The sequence below is a fragment of the Dokdonella sp. GW821-FHT11D02 genome (assembly GCF_058808595.1).
In genome coordinates, this window is sequence record NZ_CM179520.1 from 4,153,527 (window position 1) to 4,175,094 (window position 21,568).

Here is a 21,568-nt window from a genome sequence, read left to right on the forward strand (position 1 = left end):
TCCGGTCTCGACGAGGCAAATGCATTCGCATCGAGGATTCTCCCATTACGGGAATGGCATGCCACAGCGACGCGATTCGTTCGTGCATCCGTCAAGATCAGAGTCACGTCGCTTGAGCCGCAACGAGGAAATCACTTTCCTCCGGCGGCGGCCTTCTCTTCTGCCTGCGCCGGCGTAGGAACCGCGCCGTAGCGGGTACGCAGGGATTCGACGAGCGCTGCATTGGCGTCCAACGGACGATTGCGCATCGTATCGGTGTGGTTCCTCACCGTCTTGTCGACGAATTCCGAGCGCAAGCGCTGGAGGATTTCCGGTCGCGCTTCGTCGAAACTGCGTTGACGAGCATCGGTACGGTCCACCAGACGGATCACGTGAAACCCGTATTCGGTCTTGACCACGGGCGAGATCTCCCCTGGCCGCTTGAGCGCCTTGGACGCTTGCGAGAACTCGGGCACGTACTTAGTGCTGCCCGCATCCTTCATCAGACCCTGGTTCTTCTCTTTGCTCGGGTCTTCGGAGTACTTCTCGATCAAAGCGTCGAATTGATCCGGCTTGGCCTTGGCCTCTTTCTCGACCGTGGCCGCGAGGGCCTTGGCTTCGTCTTCGCTGTGCGACTTCGTTGAAATGAGGACGTGCTTGACGTTGAGCGTCTCGGGAATCAGGTATTTATCTTTGTGCCCGATGTAGTCTTCCCGCGCAAGCGCGTTGAAGTCCGGAATCTTGATGTTGTCCTTGAAGTGCTGCAGCTCCACTTTCCCGAGCACGTCGTCGGTCGCGAGCGCGATCTGATTCTGGACGCCCGGATCCTTTTCCAATCCCGCCGCACGCGCATCCGCAGCCAGCTGCTTCTGCACGAGAAGATTGAGAATCACCGACTCCAGCCGCTTGGGGCTGTCGAAGAATCCCGGCCGCTCGTTCTCTGGCATGCGTGCCGCGAAAGCGTCGATGTCGGCCAGCGTGACGATGTTGTCGCCTTGCTTGGCGACCGTCGTGCTCGGCCCAATCGAACCTTGAGCATTCGCGGGATTGGACAGACTGAAAATCGCGGCCGCGAGAAGACCCGCGCATGCAGACGATCGCATGGACGACATCAAGCATTACTCCAGTTTCTAAAATGACGCGCTCCCGCATTGGAAATGCGGGAGCGTCGAATGGTTCCCGGTACGAACCCCGCCGCCTCTCGCGAGAAGGCGGGGTCGCAATGTCGTCAGTTGGCGATGTTGTGCAAGCTGACTGCAGCTCCGAATACGCAATTGCTGGAGGTGCAGTTGGGGTCGCTCGCAGCCGGATCGGTCAACTTCACGTTGAGGTAGTAGTCGGTGTTGGGGGCGAGTTGACAACGCCCAGCCTGCTGTATGGTCTTCCAGCTGATCATCGTTCTACCAGCGACAACTCCTTCCACCAAGCAGGCGGAGCTGCCTGCGCTGAAGTCACCGCAATTGGGGCTGATCGACATCGTGAGCGCCGGTCCGCCGAAGTAGTTGGCATGAGTGAATTGGCCGGAGGCCGAAGAGGCAACACCAGAAGGCACGTGGAACTTCGCTGCCAGGAACTGATTGCGGCCGAACGTCTTCATCACCGGGAACGAACCGGAGTAGCCCGGCCATGCCTTGGTGGCATCGGTGGAAGTGAAGTGACCCCAAATGTTCTCGAACAAGGTGAGATCCACCGCGCGGCGCGTCGGCATGTTGTTGATCTGACCGCTGCCGCCGTCGCCAGACGGATAGACGATGTCGCTGCGAACTGCGCGCGTCAGCGTTCCGCTCGTGCAGGAGCCGACGCTTCCGTCGGTGACGTCGACGATCAGATCTTGACTCGACGTCGAACCGACCGAGTTTTCGCACACGAGCTTGAGCGTATACGTACCCGCCTGCGAGGCGGTGACGGAACGCGAGACCGTGGTGCCCGGCGTCGTCGCGGTCCACCCCGTCAACGTTGCCAGAGGCGCGCCGCCCAGCGATGCCGTGCCGGTGCAGCTCGTGGCGCCCGATACATTCCAGCTGACGTTGAACGGAACGTTGACGGCAGGCTGTGCCGGGGTCGCGCTCAACAGGAAGTTGTCGGGTTGCGGCCGCGTCGGGGCGCCGACGGCGACCAACGAACCTTGCTTGAAACCGCTGTCGTTCGTGCAGGTGACGCTGAGATTGTAGTTACCCGCCGTAGCCGGCGTGACTTGCACCGTGTGCGCCGTCGCGCACTGCGCGCCTTGACACGCCGTGGTGCCGACCGGCCAACCAGAAAGTCCGGCGGTTCCGCCGTAGGTGCACAGCGTCGCTGGCTGCCCAGCCGACCAGGTGACCGTCGCCGGAGAACCGACGGTAACTTGCTGAGGAACGCTCAGCGCGGCCTGGAAGTCGGCACCCGAAGTGCCGCAGCCATTTCCAGCGAGCGTTACGCCGGTGGCTTGAAGATCCGTGCTGCCCGGAACCAGCTGCAGGCCTTGTCCGTCGGTGGTGGCTACGCAATTGGTGGACTGAGCCGTCGTCATGCGGACGGTGACCTGCGCGACGGCAGACGAACTGATTACGGACAGCGCCAGGGCGGCGGCCGGAATCAAGCGACGCGAAATGGGAGCGAGCATTGGATTTCCAAGCGAATAGGGCGAACGCTGCATTATAGCCTTCCTTGATTGCTTTGCCATATCGAAGACTTAGGGTGATTCTGAGGCGCTTCGCACAGGCCATAAAAAAAAAGGGGGCCTTGCGGCCCCCTCGGTAACACCAGTTACATCATCCCACTTACGAGCAAGCGCCGCCCGCGGTCGCCGCCGAGCAGGAACGGCTCGCGCGGTGACGGAACAGACCGCCGTAGTTGGCGAGACGATCCGGGTTGTTCTCCGGGTTCGCGTTGATGACGTTGTAGCCGTAGAAGCCGGTGGCCGGCAGACCGTACAGGGTGACCGCACCCTGGGTCGGGCTGATACCCGTATCCAGGTAGTGGGTACCGCCCGTCAGGTCGAGCTTCAGCCAGCCCGCGGAAGCGATCGGCGGGATGTTCGAGTTCAACACCGAACCGAACACGCCCGACACTTCGCCCGTCGTCGCATCATTGATGAAGCTGATGATGTTGACTTCGTAACGCAGCGAGCTCGGCGCATCGACGACCGGCGGCGAGAAGTCGTCCGGCTGCGTCGTGAAGCCTTCTTCCTGATCGTACAGGTTGATACCGACGCGGATGTTCGACGTGCCGGTGAACGCGCTCTCGAACGGCGGGAACGGAACGCCAGCGTAGATCGCACCGTCGACGTAGTAACGCTTGGTCGGGAAGGTGACCACCCAGTCGGAGCTCGCACCGATGCCGCCGCCAACGAGGTACTCGTTGTACAGAGCGTCGGACATGTACACCGCGCTGACCGCGTCTTCGCCCTTCGCGTAGTCGGCGATCAACAGCTGACCACTGATGAAGAGGTAAGCGCGCGCAACACCGCCGGTCGCTTCATCCGAGTTGGCCTGCTGCAGCGACGGTTCCAGAGCGGACGAACCCGAGTAGATCGGAATGGCGGTGAAGCCGTCGATCGCGTCGGCGTTGTAGCCGAAGAACGTGCCTTCCTGACCATTGATGACCGCAGCCGAGCCGAACAGACCGCTCGTCGGAGCATCGAGATCGCCGGAAACGTTACCGTTGGTGATCTGACCGCAACCCGGGGGCGTGCCGGCATTCGGCTCGTACGGGCTTTCCTGGTCGTGCGTGATGCGACCTTCGGTCGCGCTACCCGGACGGATATCGCCCATCGAGATGATCTCGAAGTAGCCTTCACGCGTACGCTCGATGTTCTGCGGGCCGTCGTCCGGCGCGTTGAACGGAGCCGGAGCGCCACCCGCGTACGCGTTCTTACGGAACGCGACCTGGCCACTGGCCGGGAACGGCGGATAGGTACAGCTCTTGTCGGCCGTCTTCACCACGGCGCCGCCGGTGTCGGCGTGATCCGGCTGCGTGATGACCGCAGTCCAAACGTCGTGCGCGGACAGGAACAGGTTGAAGTCGAGCACTTCGCGGCTGTTGTAAGCCTCGAGGAAGCGAACCTTGACCGCCTTGCCGACATCCGTGGTATTGACCACGGACAGCATGGTGTCCTGACCCTTGTTGACGGTGTAGTACGGATAGATAAGAACCTGACCGAGACCATCGGGGTTGAGGTCGACGGCATTCGCCAGGCCCGCGAAACCAGCGACGCCGGCGATACCGGCGACGACGGCAGTCGTCAAGCTGTTTCTCTTCATCGCAACACTCCTAAATTTGACCACAGGGCTTTTTGCTTTACCGCCAACCTCGCTCCGATGATGGAACGCATGCCTCGAGGGCAAGGGCGAGGTTAGGCAACAGCGCCGCCATGTTAAGGCAAAGGAAACGGACACGCAATCCCTCTCCTCACTCCTCAATTCCGGCAACGAATTCAGTTACTTAGGAAGGAAGTACCAATCCCCATCGGTGAGGATCCAGGTTTCGTTTTGAGTGGTCGTCACCTCGGCCGGAACCGTCGTGGCGCCAGGCAGGGTCACCGAGTAGGTCACGTCGACGAAGACCTTGCAGTTGTCCGCCTCGCACTCCTTCCGATTGAACTTCGCCACCTTCCAGCGCACCGGGCGGTTGTTCATCGACGCCGCGTAGTCCTCTCGCGTCTTGGTTTGGCGAAAACCCGGGGTGAGATAGTCGTAGGCCTTCTCGCCCTGGCGCGCGATCAGATAGTTCCAACGCTCCACGGAACGCCGGTCGATATTGTCCGGGCTCGACTTGTCGGTGCAGCCGGCGACGGCGCCGAGTACGGCAGCGAGCGCGAGCGCCGCGCAGAACTTGAACGGCTTAGTGGTCACGCGGCTGGTCCTCTTGTGGCTTGGCGGCTTCCGGGATCGGGTAAGTTCGTGCGGGTGCCGGCGCGGGTGATTGCGGCTGCGCGGGTTGCGACGACGCCCCTTCCCTCACGCGCAGCGGCGCCAGCGATTCAAACTGCTTGCTGTAGTCCAGTGTCATCTGCGTTCCTTCGTCGCTGTTGTTGATGACGCGTGGCGTAATCAACACGATCAGCTCTGTCCGATCCTTGTGTTCCTTTGTCTGACCGAACAAATTTCGGAGACCTGGCACCTTGTTGATAAGCGGTATGCCAGAGTCGCTGTTCGTTCGACTATCTTGGATCATGCCGCCCAACAAAAGAGTCTGCCCGCTCTGCACCGTCACCTGCGTCTCCAACTGACGCTGAAGAATAGGTGGATTGGCGCCCGCTGCAGATCCCGACGGTAGCGGCCCTGGATTACTCACTTCCTGGCTGATATCGAGAAAGATCAAGCCACCGGGGTTTACACGCGGTTTGACTTGTAACTTCACACCGGTGTCGAGGTACTGCACACTCGACAACCCGCTGAAATTGTTCTGCGTGCCGTTATTGTTCAATCCAGTATACGAAACCTGCTGAATCGGAATTTGTTGACCTACGCTAATCGCGGCTTCCTGATTGTTGTTAACAACCAGGGATGGTGCCGAGAGATTCTTCGCTACACCACTTGTCTCAAGCGCGCTGAGTTGGACTTGAAATTTACTATTCAAGAACGAATAAAAGAAACTTGCGCTGTCAGAACCGGGACCTTTTGTGCCCAAGGTACTACCCGAGCGATTGTAGGGATTGGGATACTGATATCGGCTTCCTTCTGGATTGCCGGCCGTCCGCGGATTGTAATACCGCCCGCCATTAGGCCCGGTCATCTGATTCCCCAGCCACCACTGCACGCCGTACTGCAAATCCCCCGTCAAAACGACTTCGAGCACACGCGCCTCAATCTGCACTTGCAGAGGCACCGTATCGAGCCGGCGGATCGCTGCCTGGATCTGCTCCCATTCGAATGCCTGGGCCATGATCATCAGCTGATTGGTTTCTTCGATCGCCGAAATACGAAGATCGGTCTCACGCTTTCCGGACCCTCCCGCCGCAGTCGCCGTACCGCCGGTGGCCGGCGGAGTGACCGGTGCCGACTTTTCCTGATTCGACTGCGGGCGCAACGAGCTGCCGTAATTGAGGCTGTTGTTGCTATTGCTGCCGCCGATGCCGCCGCGACTGCCCAGCGAAGTGGAGCGAAGTCCCTGCCCGACCTTGCCCGACGTCGAACTGCGTCGCGCCCCGCCGGAGGTGCCTAGGAAGATTTCGCTGAGATAGTCGGCGAGATCCGGCGCCTTCAAATTCTTGACGTTGTAGATGTAGAGCTGCTGCGCGTTCTCCGCACCGCCGCGATCAAGCCGGTACAGCCACTCTTCCGCCTGCTTCAGATACGCCGGCTGCGGCGTGATCGCGACGATCGAATTGGTCGCTTCGATCGGCATGAAGCGGAACATACCGGCGAGCGGCGATTCGCCCTCGGTGCCAAACAGCTTCTGCAAGTCGGGAATCATCTTGCCGACTTCGACGTGCTGCAGAGTGAACACGCCGATTGACATGCCCTTCATCCAATCGACGTCGAAGGTGTCGATGGTGCGCTGGTAGTTGTCGAGCTCGCTCGGCGTACCTGCGAGTACCAGCAGGCTGCGGTTCGGGTCGATCTGCACGAACGCATCGGCTTTCGCGTAGGGTTTGAGTAGCTTGGCCGTCTCGCTCGCCGAGATGTACTTGAGCGGAAAGATGCGCAGGCCGTAGCCGGGCTGCTCGCTGGCGCCGACGCGTGGTGTCAGCTTGCCGGGAATGGCGTCCTTGGCCTGCAGTACGGTGTAGCGGTTGCCCTCGCGCACCAGCGCGTTGCCCGTCCATGACAGCAGCATCTCGAGCACTGGCAGCGCGTCTTCGCGCCGGATCGGTCTGGAAGTCGAATAGGTCACGTTGCCGCCCACGTTCGGCGCGATCGTGTAGTTCTCCTGCAGCATGTCGCCGAGGATCGCCTTGACCACCGCCTGCACCGGCTGATTCTCGAAATTGAACGTGACCTGGCCTTCGCCGCTCGGCGCGCGCGGCGCCGGTTGCGGGTTGACGAACTTGGCCGTGCCGATGTCGACCTCGGGCTTGGCCGGCGGCCGGTTCGCCTTCACGTCCGGGCTAACCGAGATGCCGCTGACGGTATCGTCCACTTTCAGCGGTGGCGCCGGCTTCAGGATTGTGTCCGCGGTGAGGATGTCGCTGTTGTCGCGCTTCTCCTCTTTCTTGGCCGGCGTGGCGCAGCCGGCCAGCAGTGCGAGGCCGAGGGCGCTCAGGAATATCGTGGTTCTCGATCGCACGTAGCTCTCCATCACTTCTTCTCGGTCGCGGAGTTGCCCCCGCCGTTGCGCAGACGCTCCGCCTCTTCGCGCATCTGGCGGCGCCGCTCGTCGATGCGGCGCGCGAGGTCGGCGCTGCTGTTGGCTGCGTCGTTTTTGGCGCCGGCCTTGGCGCCAGGATCGGTTTTGCCCGGCTGTGCCGGTGTCGCCTTGCCGCCCGCAACGGGTCTCGCCGGCACACGCGGCGCCGGCTTGGGCGGCGGTGGCTGGGCCACCGAGGTTTCCAGCAACACTTCGGTAGTTTCGTTGGCGGCGCTCTTGAACACCACGCCGCGCGGCTTGACGTCGACCAGGGTCCAACTCGCCTGTTCGCCCTCCAGCGGCATTCCGACCCGCAACGCGACCGCTTGGTTCCGCGCCTTGTCCTGCACCATCGCGATGCGCACGTTGTTGGCGGCGTCGAGGATCACGCCGGTCAGCGCGATGTTCAACGGACTCTGCGGCGGCGCATCGCTGTCGCTGCCTTCGTCGGCGCTGACCGGCGTCGGCTCACGATCCTCGTTGAACAACGGGTGCGCTTCGATGCTGGCGAACGCGGAAGCGGCCGGTATCGTCACCGGCTTGCTGTCGATCGTGCCGATCTGGGCGTGGCTGGCTTCGCCTTCGCTGTCGGCCCAGCTGTAGCCGCGGCCGAAGCCGGCGTATTGGACGACTGCGAGCAAGGCCAGCACGCCGCAGGTACCGGCCAAGGCTTGGGTGAGAAGACGGGCGGTGCGTACGTTCATTTGCTGCCCTTCGCCGCCTTGCCGCCGGCCTGACGCAGGTAGCCGGACAGGTTGAAGCGCACGTCGAGCGGACTCGCCACCGTCTTCGCGCCCGGCGGCGTATAGCTCTGCTGCTTGTAGATCATCACCTGATCGACGAACAGGTAAGGCTTCCCGTTCTCGAGATCGTAAAGGATCGCCGCAAACGGTTCGAGGTCGCACTTCAGCCGCGCCTGCACGGTGACGCGCTTGTAGATTTCATCGTCGGCGCCGCTGAAGTTCTGCGTGCCGACGCTCTGGCAGCGCTTCTCGTCTTTGGCGTGATCCTTCAGCGATTGATTGAGGCGCTGGATCAACGCAGCCGAGGCCGCGTTCGCATCCGCTTCGGAGAGAAAGGCTTGGTTGCCCTGCTCATAGTCCTTGACCTCACTCAGCCGCTTCTCGATCTCCGGTTTTTCGGCCGTGGTCTGGCGAAAGCGCAGCTGTTGCTCACGCAGATCCTGCATGTCGGCGCGGAACTGCAGCTGCGGCGCGACGAACCACCAATGCACGCCGATCAGATAGACCAGCAACAAGACAATCGCGAGCAGGGTGACGGCGAGGAGGCGGCCGTCCTTGGGCTGGAAGCGGCTAGTCTTCACGCTTGACCTCCGCGTCCTTGCTCGGCTCGGCCTTGGCCGGTCCGGTTTGCTTGTTTACCTCGCCCTTGCCCGGAACGGGGCGACTCGTCGGCGCCCGACTCGTTGCGGGTGCCTGCGTCGGTGCGGGATGGTTCTTGCCGTCGGCCGCACCGGGGGCTGCCGGTTGGGTGCGATCGTTGCGCGCCGGTACGTCGAGCACGGTCTTGGGCTTTTCGGTCGGCTTCGCTGCGGCCTTGTCGGCCGACTTGGCGGCTGCCTCATTGCCGCCATGCGCGGGCGACTTGGATGCCTCGGCTTTGTCGGCCTTGGCGTTTTTGTCGGTCTTCTTGTCCTCGCCCGGCTTGGCGGCGGCGTCCTTCGCCACCGCGGCGGATTTCGGCGCCGGGGCCGGATCGCATTCCTTCAATTCCGCATTGATCTGGAAGCGCTCCTTGCCGGTGCGCGCGTCCGGCTGTACCTGTCCCTGGAAACCGGGATTGCCCAGGCACGGCGACGCGGCGAGCAAGGCGATCAGCTTGGCCGCTTCCTGACCCTGCCCCTGCAGCTGGACTTGTTTGTTCTCGATCTGCAAGCGCTCGAGATAGGTGTCTTCCGGCACGCGCTCGGTCAGGTCGTTGAGCAGCGCCACCGTCAGCGGTCCCTTGCGCTTGCGATCGGTCAGGAAGTTCGCGCCGGAAATCGAATCGGCCAGCGTCTTGCGCAGCGCGGCGACCTGTTTGGCTTCGGTGCCGGCCTTGTCGACTTCCGCGCGCATCGCCTCGACCGCCGCGGCGCGATTGGCCAGCGACTCGTTCATGTTGACCACGAGCAGAATCACCGCCAACGCGGCGAGGCCGAGATTCAACGGCAGACGCATGTCGCGCCGCCGTGCGCGCCGCTCCGGCGGCAACAGGTTGGCGTGGCGGCGTGCGCTGCCGGGCTCGCCGCTCCAGCTGTCGACGCCGTCGAGGTCGGCGGCGCCGGCCGGCAGCGCGGACAGTTCCTGATCGAGCTGGGTGCGCGGAATCAGCACCAGCTCGACCTGCGCATTGCGGCCGCTGCTGTCGCGACCCAAGACGCGGCTGTCGAAATACACCTGGTCGGCCTTGAACGGCGTCTGCCGATCCATCTCGAACGACAGCACCTGGCGCAGATTGTCTTCGGCGGCGGCCGGCAGGCCCAGCTTACGCGTCAGCACGCGCTCGGCCGGAATGCAGAACACCGTGCGCACCATCGGATCGGCGATCGCCGTGCGCAGACGTTGGAACTCGGCCAGCTGCGCCTCGGCCGGCAGGTCGCGACGGATGCGCGCGTACTCGCGGATGTCGTTGGCGTGCTCGCGCCAAACCACGATCTCGTCGCTGCGCAGATCCAGCAGCAGCGATTCGGAGCGCTCCGACAGCACTTTGCGCCAGCGTTCCGGCAGGCAGGCGAGCAGCTCCCGACCCCACCAGGCGAAAAAGCCCGGCAGCGGCGTCTTGGCAAGGCGCGTCCGCAGACGCGCAAGTTGTCTGTCGAGGGCAGGATTCACTTAAGAGGCTTCCCCATCGCGCCAGCGCAGAATCGAATACGGCCTTCCGCTCGTACCGACTCCACCCATGCGAATGGTCGCATCCAGGGTCGTGCTGGCGCCGTTCGGCAACTTCGCACGGGACTTCACACTATACGTGAGCCCTCCGCCGCCCGCCATGAGCGGGGTCCCATCGGGCAGGGTCAGGCCGGCCCCGGCCAGGTCTTCCGGCGACATCGACTGGCGCATCTGGATCAGCTGCTGCAGCTGCTCCGGCGGCACGTCCGGATACATCGCCTGCAGCACCTCCAGCGGCGCGGAGCCGACATTCGCCCCGGACCGGCCGGAGTAGATCGTCAGCGCCGGCTCGACCTTGGAAAACAGGTCGTAGTTCATGCCGAGCACCTGCTGCAGCTCCGACACCGTGTCGAACGGCGCATTCTTCGGCCCGTAGGACAGACCGGCGGACTTGTAGTCGGCGATTTCGGCGCCGTTGGGCTGGGCCAGGTCGTCCTGATCGCACCAGTCGACGATCGCCGCGCCGATCGACTCCGCTTGCTCCAACGGCGCGCCGCCGCGCGAAACGAGCAGGTTGATGATCAATCCGAGGCCGGCCGCCTGCCCGCCCGGATTGGAATTCGCGCCGAGATTGGGCATGCCGCTTTGGCAGACGGAATTGAGATCGATCTTGCCCGACTCGTCGGTGATCTGAACTTCGATTTCGGCCTCGCCGAAGGCGAACCGGTACGGCCGGCCGTCGCCGACCCAGCGCTCCACCGGATCGGTCTTGCGCAATTCGTACACGGCCAGATTCAGCCCGGCCTCGGCGGCGTAGCGCGCCTGGGTGGTGTCGAACATATGCCGCGCTTGCAGATTCTCGGTGCGCGCGATGAGCGAGAAGCTGCCGAGCAGAATCGCCAGCATCGCGATCACCCACAGCACCAGCACGAAGGCGACTCCGCGCGTACGTGTCGGCGCGAATTTCGCGACTCCGTAACGCCGCACGGCGATAGGCGTCGAGCAGACGTTGGCCGAGCTGCCAATCATTGTCCCGGCCTCCGCGAGCGCATCCCGCCCGAACCCGTCTGCAAACCGACACCACGCATCGTCTGGCCGGGCTGCGCGCTGCGCATCGCACCGACGTCGAGCATCAGCGGAATGTCCATTTCCGGAAATTCCACGTGCGCCTCCGGGCGCATACGCACGACCACTCGCACCATCATCGGCGTCACGCTCGGATCCTCCCATTCGTCGAGCCAGTCGGTCAGCTCGCCGTTCTCATCGAGCGTGCGGTATTCGAAATGGCCATCGGCGATCTCGTCGAGCAGGAGCACCGGTTCGTTTGCTTTCTGCTCCGGGTCGAAGCCGTTCAGCATCTCGTTGCCGAACATCAGCTGACGGCCGCCGCGACGGCTGCCGACGAACTCCAGCGTCTGCACGTAGGCGCCGCCCTTGGACAGATAGCCGGGCATCGGTGCGACGAAGCGCATCGATTTGCCGTTACCCTCGAACACGATGTTGGTGTTGTTGCCTTCGTCGGTGCCGAACGACAGCGGCATGATGCGGCTGATCTGCCGGCGCAGGAATTCCTGTGCGACACGCAGACGATTGACGCGGTCGATCACCAACTCGCCCGAGTGGGTCGCGTTGACCGCCGTGCGGATCGCGCCGTAGGTGCCGGCCAAGAGCAAGGCCAGGAGCATGATCGCCAGCATCACCTCGAGCAAGGTGAAGCCGCGCGCGGGCGTGATGCGCGATCTCATCGCGTTCCTCCGCCGAAGCGCTGGTTGTTCGTGCCGGGCCGCTGACTCAAGCCCGATCGTTGATTGAGCCCGACTCCCTGCATGCCGCCGTTCGGATCGGGATTCTGCGAGCGCAGCGTGCTGAAGGTCGCCGTGCGCGGACGGCCGCCGAAACGGCCGCCCCAATAGACGGTCAAGTCGACCTGGTACAGATCGAACGGCGTCGCCTGCATGCCGCCGCCGAGACCGGCGTTCGCGACCGACATGCGGCCGTTCTGCTGCGCGTTCTGTCGCCCGTTCTGCTGCGTGCCGATTTGATTGCCGGCGTTCAAGCTCGGCTGCGGTGGCGGTTCGATCGCGCTCGCGTCCACCAGCTGGACGTCGAGCTCCCACGAGTAGACGTCGTCGAAGCGGCCGCTGCTGCGGCCCGACTCGATCTGCTCGCCGACGCCGACCGCATCGAGTTTCGACTGCGCCCACAATGCCGCCATCGTGTAGTCCGACGACTGCCGCGTATTGCGCATCGAACCCGCCAGCACCTGCATCAACACGCCGATGCCGATCGCGAAGACGAGAAACGCCGCGACCATCTCGATCAGGCTGAAGCCGCGCATGCGGCGCGCATTGGTGGGGGGGCGCTGACGATTCATCGGAGTGAGTGGACCGCGCGGATCGCGGCTAGTTCGGTTCCGGCGCTTCGTCGAGCGCGATTTCGCCGGTCAACCAGGCGACGTTGACGCGCCACTCGCGCTGGCCCTGGAAAACGGAGATGTGGCCGCCGGTCGAGCTGCCGTCCGGGAAGAAGCGAATGCCGCCGGTGTTGCCGCTGGTGACCTCGGTCTCCGCCGTGGTCAGGCGCAGGTTCATGCCCTTGGGCAGCTTGACCGCCCCCTTGCCGGGAGCGCTGTAGGAATTGCTGTCGAGATCGAGCATCAGCACGGTCTGCTTGCCCTTCACGATCGCTTGGCCGCGCGTGTAGCGCAATGCCGCGACCAGATCGCGGCTGGCGCCGCGGATCTTCGCGCTTTGCAGGCTCTTGGAGAACGAGAACGTCACCGCGGTCAGCGCGATCGCGAGCAGCACGATCACGGCCATCAGTTCGATCAGGGTGAAGCCGCGGGAAAGCCGCGATTGGAGATTTGGGATTGGGGATTGGGAAAAGCGGGAAACCGGCAGAGCGGTGCGCTCTGCCGAATCCCCAATCCCCAATCCCGAATCCCGGCCTGTCATTGCCAGTTACCGTAATCCAGACTCACACCATCGCCGCCGGCCTGGCCGTCCTTGCCGAGGAAGACGATGTCGAAATCGCCGTGTTCGCCGGGCGACTTGTATTGGAACGGATGGCCGAACGGATCCTTCAGATCCGATTCCTTCGCATACGGACCCTGCCAGTTCGACGCGTTGCCGGGCTTGGTGATCAGATCTTCCAGCCGCGCCGGCGGCGAGCCGTTGTCGAGCGAGTACGCCTCGATCTTGCCCGACAGCGCTTGCACCTGCGCCTTGCCCGAGCCGTACTTGCCCTTGTCGACGTTCTTGCCGACCTGCTGCACGACGATGCCGGCGACGATGCCGATCAGCACGATCACCGCCAGCATTTCGATCAAGCTGAAGCCTGCCGCGCGCGGCAGGCGATGGGTACGCTTTGCTTTCATGTCTGTTTCCTCTTTTCCGAATCCCGAATCCCGAACATCCAATCCCGGTTCCATCACTGCACCGCGCCGGCGATGTTCATGATCGGCAGCACGATCGCCATCATGATCATCGCGACGATCACCGTCATCACGATCGTCGTCGCCGGCACCAGCGCCGCGAGCAGACGATCGAGCGTGTTCTTGACCTCGACGTCGAAAGTGTCGGCCACCTTCAGCAACATCGTGTCGAGCTCGCCCGATTCCTCGCCGACGCTGATCATCTGCAGCGCGAGCTTGGGAAAGCGCTTGGACTGCGTCAGCGCGTAGCCGAGACCGCCGCCGGTCTTGACCTCTTCGCTCGCGTTGGACACCGCCTCGGCCAGCACGGTGTTGCCCATCACGTTGCGTGCGACGGTGAGGCCGTTCAACAACGGCACGCCGTTCTTCAGCAAGGTGCCCAGCGTACGCGCGAGGCGCGCGGTTTCGATCTTGCGGATCACGTCGCCGACGACGCGCATCTTCAGGATGCGTTCGTCGATGCGCAGTCGCGACACCGGGTCGGCCATCTGCCGGCGCAGCCAGCCGGCGCCGAAAACGACCAATCCGATGATCGCCCACCAGAAATTCTGCAAGGTCGAACCGACCGCGAGCACGATCTTGGTGATCAGCGGCATCTCGATGTTCATGTCCTGGAACATCGGCGCGAACTGCGGCACCACGTAGATCAGCAGCACCATCAGCGACAGCAGCACCATGCCGACCAGGAACGCCGGGTAGATCATCGCGTTGATGACGCTGCTCTTGAGCTGCGCGCTGCGCTCGAGATAGTCGGCCAGACGCGCTAGCGTATCGTCGAGCGAACCGCCGGCCTCGCCGGCGCGCACCATGTTCACGTACAGGCGCGAGAAGCTGCCGTGCTCGGCCTCGAGCGCGTCCGACAGCGGCGTGCCTCCGCGCACCTGATCGCGGATGCGCTCGAGCATACGCTTGGCTTTGTCGGTCTCGGGCAGATCGAGCAGGATCTGCAAGGCGCGATCGAGCGGCTGACCGGCGCCGAGCAAGGTCGCCAGCTGCTGGGTGAACTGCACCACCTGCGCTTCGCGCAAGGTTGCGCGCTTGAACAGCGAAGCGAACAGGCTGGCCGAATCGCCGCCGTCCGCCTCGCGCACTTCGAGCGGAATGTTGCCGGCGTCCTGCAGTTTGCCGATCGCTTCGTCGTGCGTGCCGACGTCGAGCTGCCCTTCCAGCGTTTCGCCGGAAGGCGTGACGGCTTTGTAGTAGTAGAGAGTCATTGGAGCTGGGATTGGGGATTAGGGATTGGGGATTGGGAAGGGCAAAGGCCGACAGCGACCGGTCGTGGGGACTGCGCTCGTCGCGCTTTTCGCAATCCCCAATCCCTAATCCCGAATCCCGGCTTCATCAGTTTTCCGACGACGTCACGCGCAGCACTTCCTCGATCGTCGTGCTGCCTTGCAGCGACTTGACCAAGCCGTCCTCGAACATCGTGCGCATGCCTTCGGCGCGCGCCTGCTGTTCGATGTCGCCCATGCCGGCGTGCTGCATGATCTGGCGGCGGATCGCGTCCGACATGACCAGAAATTCCATGATCGTGGTACGGCCGTAGTAGCCGGTCGGATTCACCACGCTGGAGCCGGGCTTGTACAACTGGATCGGGCGTTCGTCGGTGAACTTCTCCAGCTCGTATTCCTTGATCAGCTCCGGCATCGCCTCGACTCGCTGCGCATTGGGCAGATCGAGACGACGCACCAGACGCTGCGCCAGGATGCCGTTGACGGTCGAGGTCAGAAGATAGTCTTCCACGCCCATGTCGAGCATACGCGTGATGCCGCCGGCGGCGTTGTTGGTGTGCAGGGTCGACAGCACCAAGTGACCGGTCAGCGCGGACTGGATCGCGATCTTCGCGGTTTCCAGATCGCGCATTTCGCCGATCATGATGATGTCGGGATCTTGTCGAACGATCGAACGCAGCGCGTGCGAGAAGTCGAGTCCGATCGACGCCTTGGCCTGGATCTGGTTGATACCCTCGATCTGGTATTCGACCGGGTCCTCGACCGTGATGATCTTGACGTCGGCGGTATTGAGCTTGGACAGCGCCGTGTACAGCGTGGTGGTCTTGCCCGAACCGGTCGGGCCGGTCACCAGCATGATGCCGTGCGGCAGCTCCAGTACGTTGAGGAATTTCTGCAGGAACTGATCGGTGAAGCCGAGCGTGTGGAAGTCGAACACGACCGCTTCGCGATCGAGAATACGCATGACCACCGATTCGCCGTGCGCAGTCGGCACGGTCGATACGCGCAGGTCGAGCTCCTTGCCCTGCACGCGGATCATGATGCGGCCGTCCTGCGGCAGGCGGCGCTCGGCGATGTTCAGCTTGGCCATGATCTTGATACGCGAGATCACCGCCGCGGTCGACGCCGCCGGCGGCGACTCCACTTCGTGCAGCACGCCGTCGATGCGGTAGCGCACCTTCAAGCGGTTCTCGAACGGCTCGACGTGAATATCCGACGCGCGCTGCTCGACCGCGCGCTGGATGACGAGGTTGACCAAGCGAATGACCGGCGCTTCCGAAGCGAGATCGCGCAGATGCTCGATGTCGTCCTCGCTGCGGTTGTTGTCGTCGGTCAGGTTCTCCACGATCGTGCCCATCGCCGAGCGGCCCGAGCCGTAGTAGCGCTCGATCAGGTCGTCGATTTCGCTGCGCAGTCCGATGTTCAGCTTGATCTCGCGGCCAGTCGCGAGCCCGAGCGCCTGCAACGGAAACGCGTCGGCCGGGTCGGCCACCAGCACGGTCACGTCCTGCTCGCTCTCGCCGATCGGGCAGATGTGGTGGTGCTTGAGGAAGCGCACCGAGGTCTGCACATTCTGCGGCGGCGTCTCCGGGAACTCCTTGGCCGACAGCAGCGGCAGCTTGAGCAGCTCGGACACCGCTTCCGCCATCTCGCGTTCGGACACCAGACCGAGCCGGGTCAACAGCGAGACCAGACTGCCCGAGGCCGGATCCTCCTCGTGCAGGCGGCGGCCGCGCACCAGGTCGGTTTCTTTCAGGCGGCCGCGCGCGACCAGGAACTGGCAGATGCGGTCGTCGAGACTAACTTCGGCGACGTGCCGCGGTGCGGCTTGTTCGAGTGGAGCGACTGCGGCCATGTTCCCCAGACACCTAGCTCATTGGGCGGAAACCGATTGTTCCACAATCGGCCGGCCACCTCTCAATACTTACTTCGTCACTCCCGTGAGGCGCTTCACGACAACCGAAGGCCGGCCCAATGGGAGTCCTCTGACTTTGGCTCGATCGGGCCCCGCACAGGGCGCTCGATGGATCAGGCCTGGCTCTGACCCCGGTTTTCGCCTTCCGGTTCCCCGCGCCGCACCAGTTCCTCGATGAACGCGCGATTCAGCCCGATCCACAGCGCCACCGGCACCACCGCCGGCAGGATCAGATAACCGAACTGGTAGGCGAACGCGATCGCGTTCGGCGCCAGCCCGGCACGGGCGACCGCCGCGGCGCCCTCGGTGCCTGAATTGAACGCGAGCACCTTCAGGCTCTCGGCGATCACGCCGCAGGCCTGCGCGATCCAAATCAGCACGAAGGCGATCAGCATCTGCAACAACCGGCGCCGCACCGTCAGCGGCGTCGCCAAGGCGAGGCCGGCGAACAGCGGCAGCGAATACGCATAGACCATCGGGTTGATGGTCGGCTCCAGCACGCCGACGCCGCCGGGCCCGTTCGGCCCAGCCGGAACCGTGACCATGACGGACGTCGTCAATTGCACCAGATAGCCGGCGCGGGCGACCACCTTGCCGCCCGCATCGAGAATCTCCGCTCCCTGCACGACCGCGGTGAACAGATCGCCCCAGACGCCGAGCAGCACCTCGCGCGCGATCGCCACCGCCGGCTGCACCCACAACGGCGCCAGCCAGAACCAAACCACGAAGCACAACGGCAGCCACAACAGCGCCTTCAGCGCGAACTCGCGGATGGGGGATGGAGCCGGGATTGGGGATTGGGGATTGGGGATTGGTGAAAGATCTGCCATGACGGCCTCGATGGGATCAGCGAAAACTGCCTGGATGGACCAGCCTTCTTTGTCGAATCACCAATCCCCAATCCCCAATTCCCGCCTCACCCGACCCAAACGCGCGCGTTGCGGAACATGCGCATCCACGGCGAATCTTCGCCCCACTCGCGCGGCCGCCAGCTCAGCTGCGCGCTGCGGAATACGCGTTCGGGATGCGGCATCAAGATCGTCACACGGCCGTCCGCGGCGGTGAAGCCGGCGTGGCCGTCGGCCGAGCCGTTGGAATTGAGCGGGAAGCGCGTGGTCGCCTCGCCGTAGTTGTCGACGAAGCGCACGCTGGCGATCGCGCGCGCCGCGTCGGTGCCGTCGGCAAACTCGGTGCGACCCTCGCCGTGCGCGACCGCGACCGGAATGCGCGAACCGGCCATGCCGGCGAAGAAGATCGACGGCGAATCGAGCACCTCCAAGGTGACCAGGCGCGCCTCGTACTGCTCGCTGGCATTGCGCACGAAGCGCGGCCAGTGCTCGGCGCCGGGGATGATCGCCTTCAGGCTCGCCAGCATCTGGCAGCCGTTGCAGACGCCGAGCGCGAATGTCGAAAGATCGGCGAAGAACGTCGCGAATTGCTCGCGCAAGCGCTCGTTGTAGAGGATCGACGCGGCCCAGCCGCGTCCCGCGCCGAGCACATCCCCGTAGCTGAAACCGCCGCACGCGGCCAGGCCGCGGAATTCCTGCAACCGGCGCCGGCCGCTCTGCAGGTCGGTCATGTGCACGTCGACCGCTTCGAAGCCGGCGCGCGTGAACGCCGCCGCCATTTCGACCTGACCGTTGACGCCCTGGTCGCGCAGGATCGCGATGCGCGGACGTGCGCCGGTCGCGATGAACGGCGCGGCCACATCCTCGGTCGGATCGAAACAGAGTTCGGGCGCGATGCCCGGATCGCAGTCGTCGCAACGCCAGGCATTCTCTTCGTCCGCCGTGGCCGGATTGTCGCGCCGCTGCTGCATCGCATGGCTGGTCTCCGACCAGGTGCGCATCAGGTCGGCCCACTTCCAGCTCGCCACCACGCTGCCTTCGAGGCGCAGCTTGACGCGCATGCGCGCATTCGGCGCGCCGATGCGATGGGCGAGTTCGCGCACGCCGTGCGTGGCGAGCAGCGCGAGGAACGCTTCACGATCGCCGCTGCGGATCTGCACGATCGCGCCGAGTTCCTCGCAGAACAGCGCCGCCAGCGCGTGTTCGGCCCAGTCGTCGAGTTCGAGGTCGAGACCGCAATGCCCGGCAAACGCCATCTCCAGCGCCGCGACCATCGCACCACCGTCGCTGCGGTCGTGATAGGCGAGTAGCAGGCCCTGCGCATTCGCCGCCTGCACCGCAGAGAAGAACTTGGCAAATCGCTGCGGATCGTCGAAATCGGGCGGTGCACCGCCGTCGCGGCCGAACACCTGCAGCAGGGCCGAGCCGCCGAGACGGTTCGCGCCGGCGCCCAAATCGAGCAGCCACAGCTCGCTCTCGCCCTGGTCGAGTACGAGTTGCGGCGTCAACGCCTGACGCACGTCGAGCGTGCGCGCGAAGGCGGACACGATCAGCGATACCGGCGAAATCGTGCGCTGCTCGACCGCTGCCGACGGGACCGCAGGCGGCTGAGACGGGTTCGCAGGATCGGACGACGGGCGCTCGCGCCAGCGCACCTGCATCGACAGCGAATCCTTGCCGACCGGAATCGACACGCCGAGCGCCGGGCACAATTCCATGCCGACCGCGTGCACCGCGTCGTACAGAGCGGCGTCCTCGCCGTCGACGCCGACCGCCGCCATCCAGTTCGCCGACAGGCGCACTTCGTCGAGTTTGACCTCGGCCGCGGCCAGATTCGTCAAAGCTTCGCCGACCGCCATGCGCGCGCTCGCGGCAGCGTCGAGCAGGGCCAGCGGCGTGCGCTCGCCCATCGCCATCGCCTCGCCGGCGTAGCCGTCGAAATCGGCAATGGTGACCGCGCAATCGGCCACCGGCACCTGCCACGGACCGACCATCGGATCGCGTGAGCACAAGCCGCCGACGGTGCGGTCGCCGATCGTGACCAGGAACGCCTTGCTGCCGACCGCCGGCAGGCGCAGCACGCGCAACGTCGCTTCGTCGAGATCGATGCCTTCGATGTCGGGCACCAGATCGATGCGCGCAGCGCGGCGGTGTGCATCGCGCTGCATGCGCGGCGGCTTGCCGAACAACACGTCGAGCGGGAGATCGATCGGCAAGTGCCGCGAATCGGGCGCCGGGAAGCGCGCATCGGCCAACACTAGCTGGCGTTCGGTGGTGGCGTGGCCGACCACGGCGAACGGGCAGCGCTCGCGCGCGCAGATCGCTTCGAACGCGGCGAGGTCGGTCGCGCGCACGCCGAGCACGTAGCGCTCCTGCGATTCGTTGCACCAGATCTGCATCGGCGACAGCTGCGCGTCGTCGCTCGGAATCTTGCGCAGCTCGATGCGGCCGCCGACGCCGGAATCGTTCAAGAGTTCCGGAATCGCGTTGGACAAGCCGCCGGCGCCGACGTCGTGCACCGAAACCATCGGATTTTTCTCGCCGCGCGCCCAGCACGCGTCGATGACTTCCTGGCAACGCCGCTGCATTTCCGGGTTGTCGCGCTGCACCGAGGCGAAATCGAGCTGCTCGGTGCTGCTGCCGCCTGCCATCGACGAGGCGGCGCCGCCGCCGAGCCCGATCAGCATGGCCGGACCGCCGAGCACGACCACCGCGTCTCCGTCCTGCAAACGCTGCTTGTCGACGTGCGTCGCGCGCAGATTGGCGAGGCCGCCGGCGATCATGATCGGCTTGTCGTAGCCGCTGCGCGTCTGCGGTGTGGCGCCGGGTTGCTCGAAGGTGCGGAAGTAACCGCCCAGACAGGGCCGGCCGAATTCGTTGTTGAACGCGGCGCCGCCGAGCGGGCCGTCGCGCATGATCTCGAACGCGCTGGCGAAGCGCGGCGGTAATGGCCGCTCCTGCTCCCACGGCCGCGGCAGCTGCGGAATGCGCAGATGCGAAACGGTGAAACCGACCAGGCCCGCTTTCGGCTTGCCGCCGCGACCGGTGGCGCCCTCGTCGCGAATCTCGCCGCCCGAGCCGGTCGAAGCACCCGGATAGGGCGAGATCGCAGTCGGATGATTGTGCGTCTCGACCTTGATCGCAAACGGCACGTCTTCGCCGTGGCGACGGAAGGTCGCGTCGGCCGGATCGGCGAAGAAGCGCTGCGCTGCGCTGCCGGCGATCACCGCGGCATTGTCGTGGTACGCCGACAGCGTGTGCGCCGGCGATTGCTGATGCGTGTTCTTGATCATCGCGAACAGCGATTTCGCCTGCGCTGCGCCGTCGAGCGTGAACGAGGCGTTGAACACCTTGTGCCGGCAGTGCTCGGAATTGGCCTGCGCGAACATCATCAGTTCGGCGTCGCTCGGCGCACGGCCAAGTTCGGCGTAGCTTTCGGCCAGATAAGCGATTTCGTCGTCAGCCAGCGCGAGGCCGAGCTGTGCGTTCGCTTGCGCGAGCGCGGCGGCCGCATCGGCGCCGAGTTCGACTCGCGTCAGCGGCGCCGGCGCACCGGCATCGAACAGATGCGCGGCCGCATCGAGCGTGTGGGCCACCGATTGCGTCATCGGATCGTGCAAGGCGCGCACGACGGCGTGCCAGGCGGCGTTGTCGGTGGTGGGCAGACCGTCGAGATCGAAGGCGAGACCGCGCTCGATGCGCCGTACGGCGAAACCGCAGCCTTGCAGGATGTCGGTCGCCTTGCTCGACCAGGGCGAACGCGTGCCCAGGCGCGGCAGAATCCACAAGGTCGCCGGGCGCGGCTCGCCCGCTTCGGCTTCGATCACCTCGCACAAACGCGGCAGATCGAGCGCAGCGGTATCGGCCGCGTCGACGAAGTAGACGTAACGGACAGCGCGTACCGTGCAATCGGGCGCCACGCGCGCGAGTTCGGTGTTGAGACGGTCGATACGGAACGGAGACAGCGCAGGCAGGCCGTCGAGGGCGATCATGGCGCTCGGGCGATCAGGAACAGCTCTCTATGATACCGGATGCCCGCCGCGACGCGGAGAGAGGCGTTG

General features: G+C 64.5%; 17 protein-coding genes. All 17 read right to left on the bottom strand.

What is annotated here, in order from left to right:
- Positions 1 to 131: 131 nt before the first annotated feature.
- Positions 132 to 1,091, bottom strand: coding sequence for a peptidylprolyl isomerase (locus AC3QL3_RS17655; RefSeq protein WP_492895397.1), 960 nt, complete (start codon positions 1,089 to 1,091; stop codon positions 132 to 134).
- 116 nt (positions 1,092 to 1,207) lie between these two features.
- Positions 1,208 to 2,614: a hypothetical protein gene (locus AC3QL3_RS17660; RefSeq protein ID WP_492895399.1), complete on the bottom strand. Its 1,407-nt coding sequence runs from the start codon at positions 2,612 to 2,614 to the stop codon at positions 1,208 to 1,210.
- 124 nt (positions 2,615 to 2,738) lie between these two features.
- On the bottom strand, positions 2,739 to 4,220 hold the full coding sequence (locus AC3QL3_RS17665; RefSeq protein ID WP_492895400.1) for a hypothetical protein: 1,482 nt from the start codon (positions 4,218 to 4,220) through the stop codon (positions 2,739 to 2,741).
- Between the two features lie 177 nt (positions 4,221 to 4,397).
- Positions 4,398 to 4,811 carry a hypothetical protein gene (locus AC3QL3_RS17670; RefSeq protein ID WP_492895401.1) on the bottom strand — a complete coding sequence of 138 codons (414 nt, stop codon included), beginning with the start codon at positions 4,809 to 4,811 and terminating at the stop codon, positions 4,398 to 4,400.
- On the bottom strand, positions 4,801 to 7,200 hold the full coding sequence (gspD, locus tag AC3QL3_RS17675; protein WP_492895403.1) for a type II secretion system secretin GspD: 2,400 nt from the start codon (positions 7,198 to 7,200) through the stop codon (positions 4,801 to 4,803). Before gspD ends, AC3QL3_RS17670 begins: the two co-directional genes overlap by 11 nt.
- Positions 7,200 to 7,952, bottom strand: a complete 753-nt coding sequence (locus AC3QL3_RS17680) for a hypothetical protein (RefSeq protein ID WP_492895404.1) — start codon at positions 7,950 to 7,952, stop codon at positions 7,200 to 7,202. Before AC3QL3_RS17680 ends, gspD begins: the two co-directional genes overlap by 1 nt.
- Positions 7,949 to 8,572, bottom strand: a complete 624-nt coding sequence (gene gspM, locus AC3QL3_RS17685) for a type II secretion system protein GspM (protein ID WP_492895405.1) — start codon at positions 8,570 to 8,572, stop codon at positions 7,949 to 7,951. Before gspM ends, AC3QL3_RS17680 begins: the two co-directional genes overlap by 4 nt.
- Positions 8,562 to 10,082 carry a PilN domain-containing protein gene (locus AC3QL3_RS17690; RefSeq protein ID WP_492895406.1) on the bottom strand — a complete coding sequence of 507 codons (1,521 nt, stop codon included), beginning with the start codon at positions 10,080 to 10,082 and terminating at the stop codon, positions 8,562 to 8,564. Before AC3QL3_RS17690 ends, gspM begins: the two co-directional genes overlap by 11 nt.
- Positions 10,083 to 11,108 carry a type II secretion system minor pseudopilin gene (locus AC3QL3_RS17695; protein ID WP_492895408.1) on the bottom strand — a complete coding sequence of 342 codons (1,026 nt, stop codon included), beginning with the start codon at positions 11,106 to 11,108 and terminating at the stop codon, positions 10,083 to 10,085. It lies immediately after the preceding gene.
- Complete coding sequence (locus AC3QL3_RS17700; RefSeq protein WP_492895409.1) at positions 11,105 to 11,824, bottom strand: prepilin-type N-terminal cleavage/methylation domain-containing protein; 720 nt, start codon at positions 11,822 to 11,824, stop codon at positions 11,105 to 11,107. Before AC3QL3_RS17700 ends, AC3QL3_RS17695 begins: the two co-directional genes overlap by 4 nt.
- Positions 11,821 to 12,453 carry a type IV pilus modification PilV family protein gene (locus AC3QL3_RS17705; protein WP_492895410.1) on the bottom strand — a complete coding sequence of 211 codons (633 nt, stop codon included), beginning with the start codon at positions 12,451 to 12,453 and terminating at the stop codon, positions 11,821 to 11,823. The genes AC3QL3_RS17700 and AC3QL3_RS17705 overlap by 4 nt, the downstream gene beginning before the upstream one ends.
- Before the next feature lie 28 nt (positions 12,454 to 12,481).
- Entirely contained in the window at positions 12,482 to 12,898 is a 417-nt protein-coding gene (locus AC3QL3_RS17710) for a GspH/FimT family pseudopilin (protein WP_492895412.1), read from the bottom strand.
- Positions 12,899 to 13,029: 131 nt separating this feature from the next.
- Complete coding sequence (gspG, locus tag AC3QL3_RS17715) at positions 13,030 to 13,455, bottom strand: type II secretion system major pseudopilin GspG (RefSeq protein ID WP_492895413.1); 426 nt, start codon at positions 13,453 to 13,455, stop codon at positions 13,030 to 13,032.
- 53 nt (positions 13,456 to 13,508) lie between these two features.
- Positions 13,509 to 14,726 carry a type II secretion system inner membrane protein GspF gene (gene gspF, locus AC3QL3_RS17720; protein WP_492895414.1) on the bottom strand — a complete coding sequence of 406 codons (1,218 nt, stop codon included), beginning with the start codon at positions 14,724 to 14,726 and terminating at the stop codon, positions 13,509 to 13,511.
- Between the two features lie 127 nt (positions 14,727 to 14,853).
- Entirely contained in the window at positions 14,854 to 16,599 is a 1,746-nt protein-coding gene (gene gspE, locus AC3QL3_RS17725) for a type II secretion system ATPase GspE (protein WP_492895415.1), read from the bottom strand.
- Positions 16,600 to 16,772: 173 nt separating this feature from the next.
- On the bottom strand, positions 16,773 to 17,489 hold the full coding sequence (locus AC3QL3_RS17730) for an exosortase H-associated membrane protein (protein WP_492895417.1): 717 nt from the start codon (positions 17,487 to 17,489) through the stop codon (positions 16,773 to 16,775).
- 86 nt (positions 17,490 to 17,575) lie between these two features.
- Positions 17,576 to 21,499 carry a phosphoribosylformylglycinamidine synthase gene (gene purL / locus AC3QL3_RS17735; RefSeq protein WP_492895418.1) on the bottom strand — a complete coding sequence of 1,308 codons (3,924 nt, stop codon included), beginning with the start codon at positions 21,497 to 21,499 and terminating at the stop codon, positions 17,576 to 17,578.
- Positions 21,500 to 21,568 lie beyond the last annotated feature (69 nt).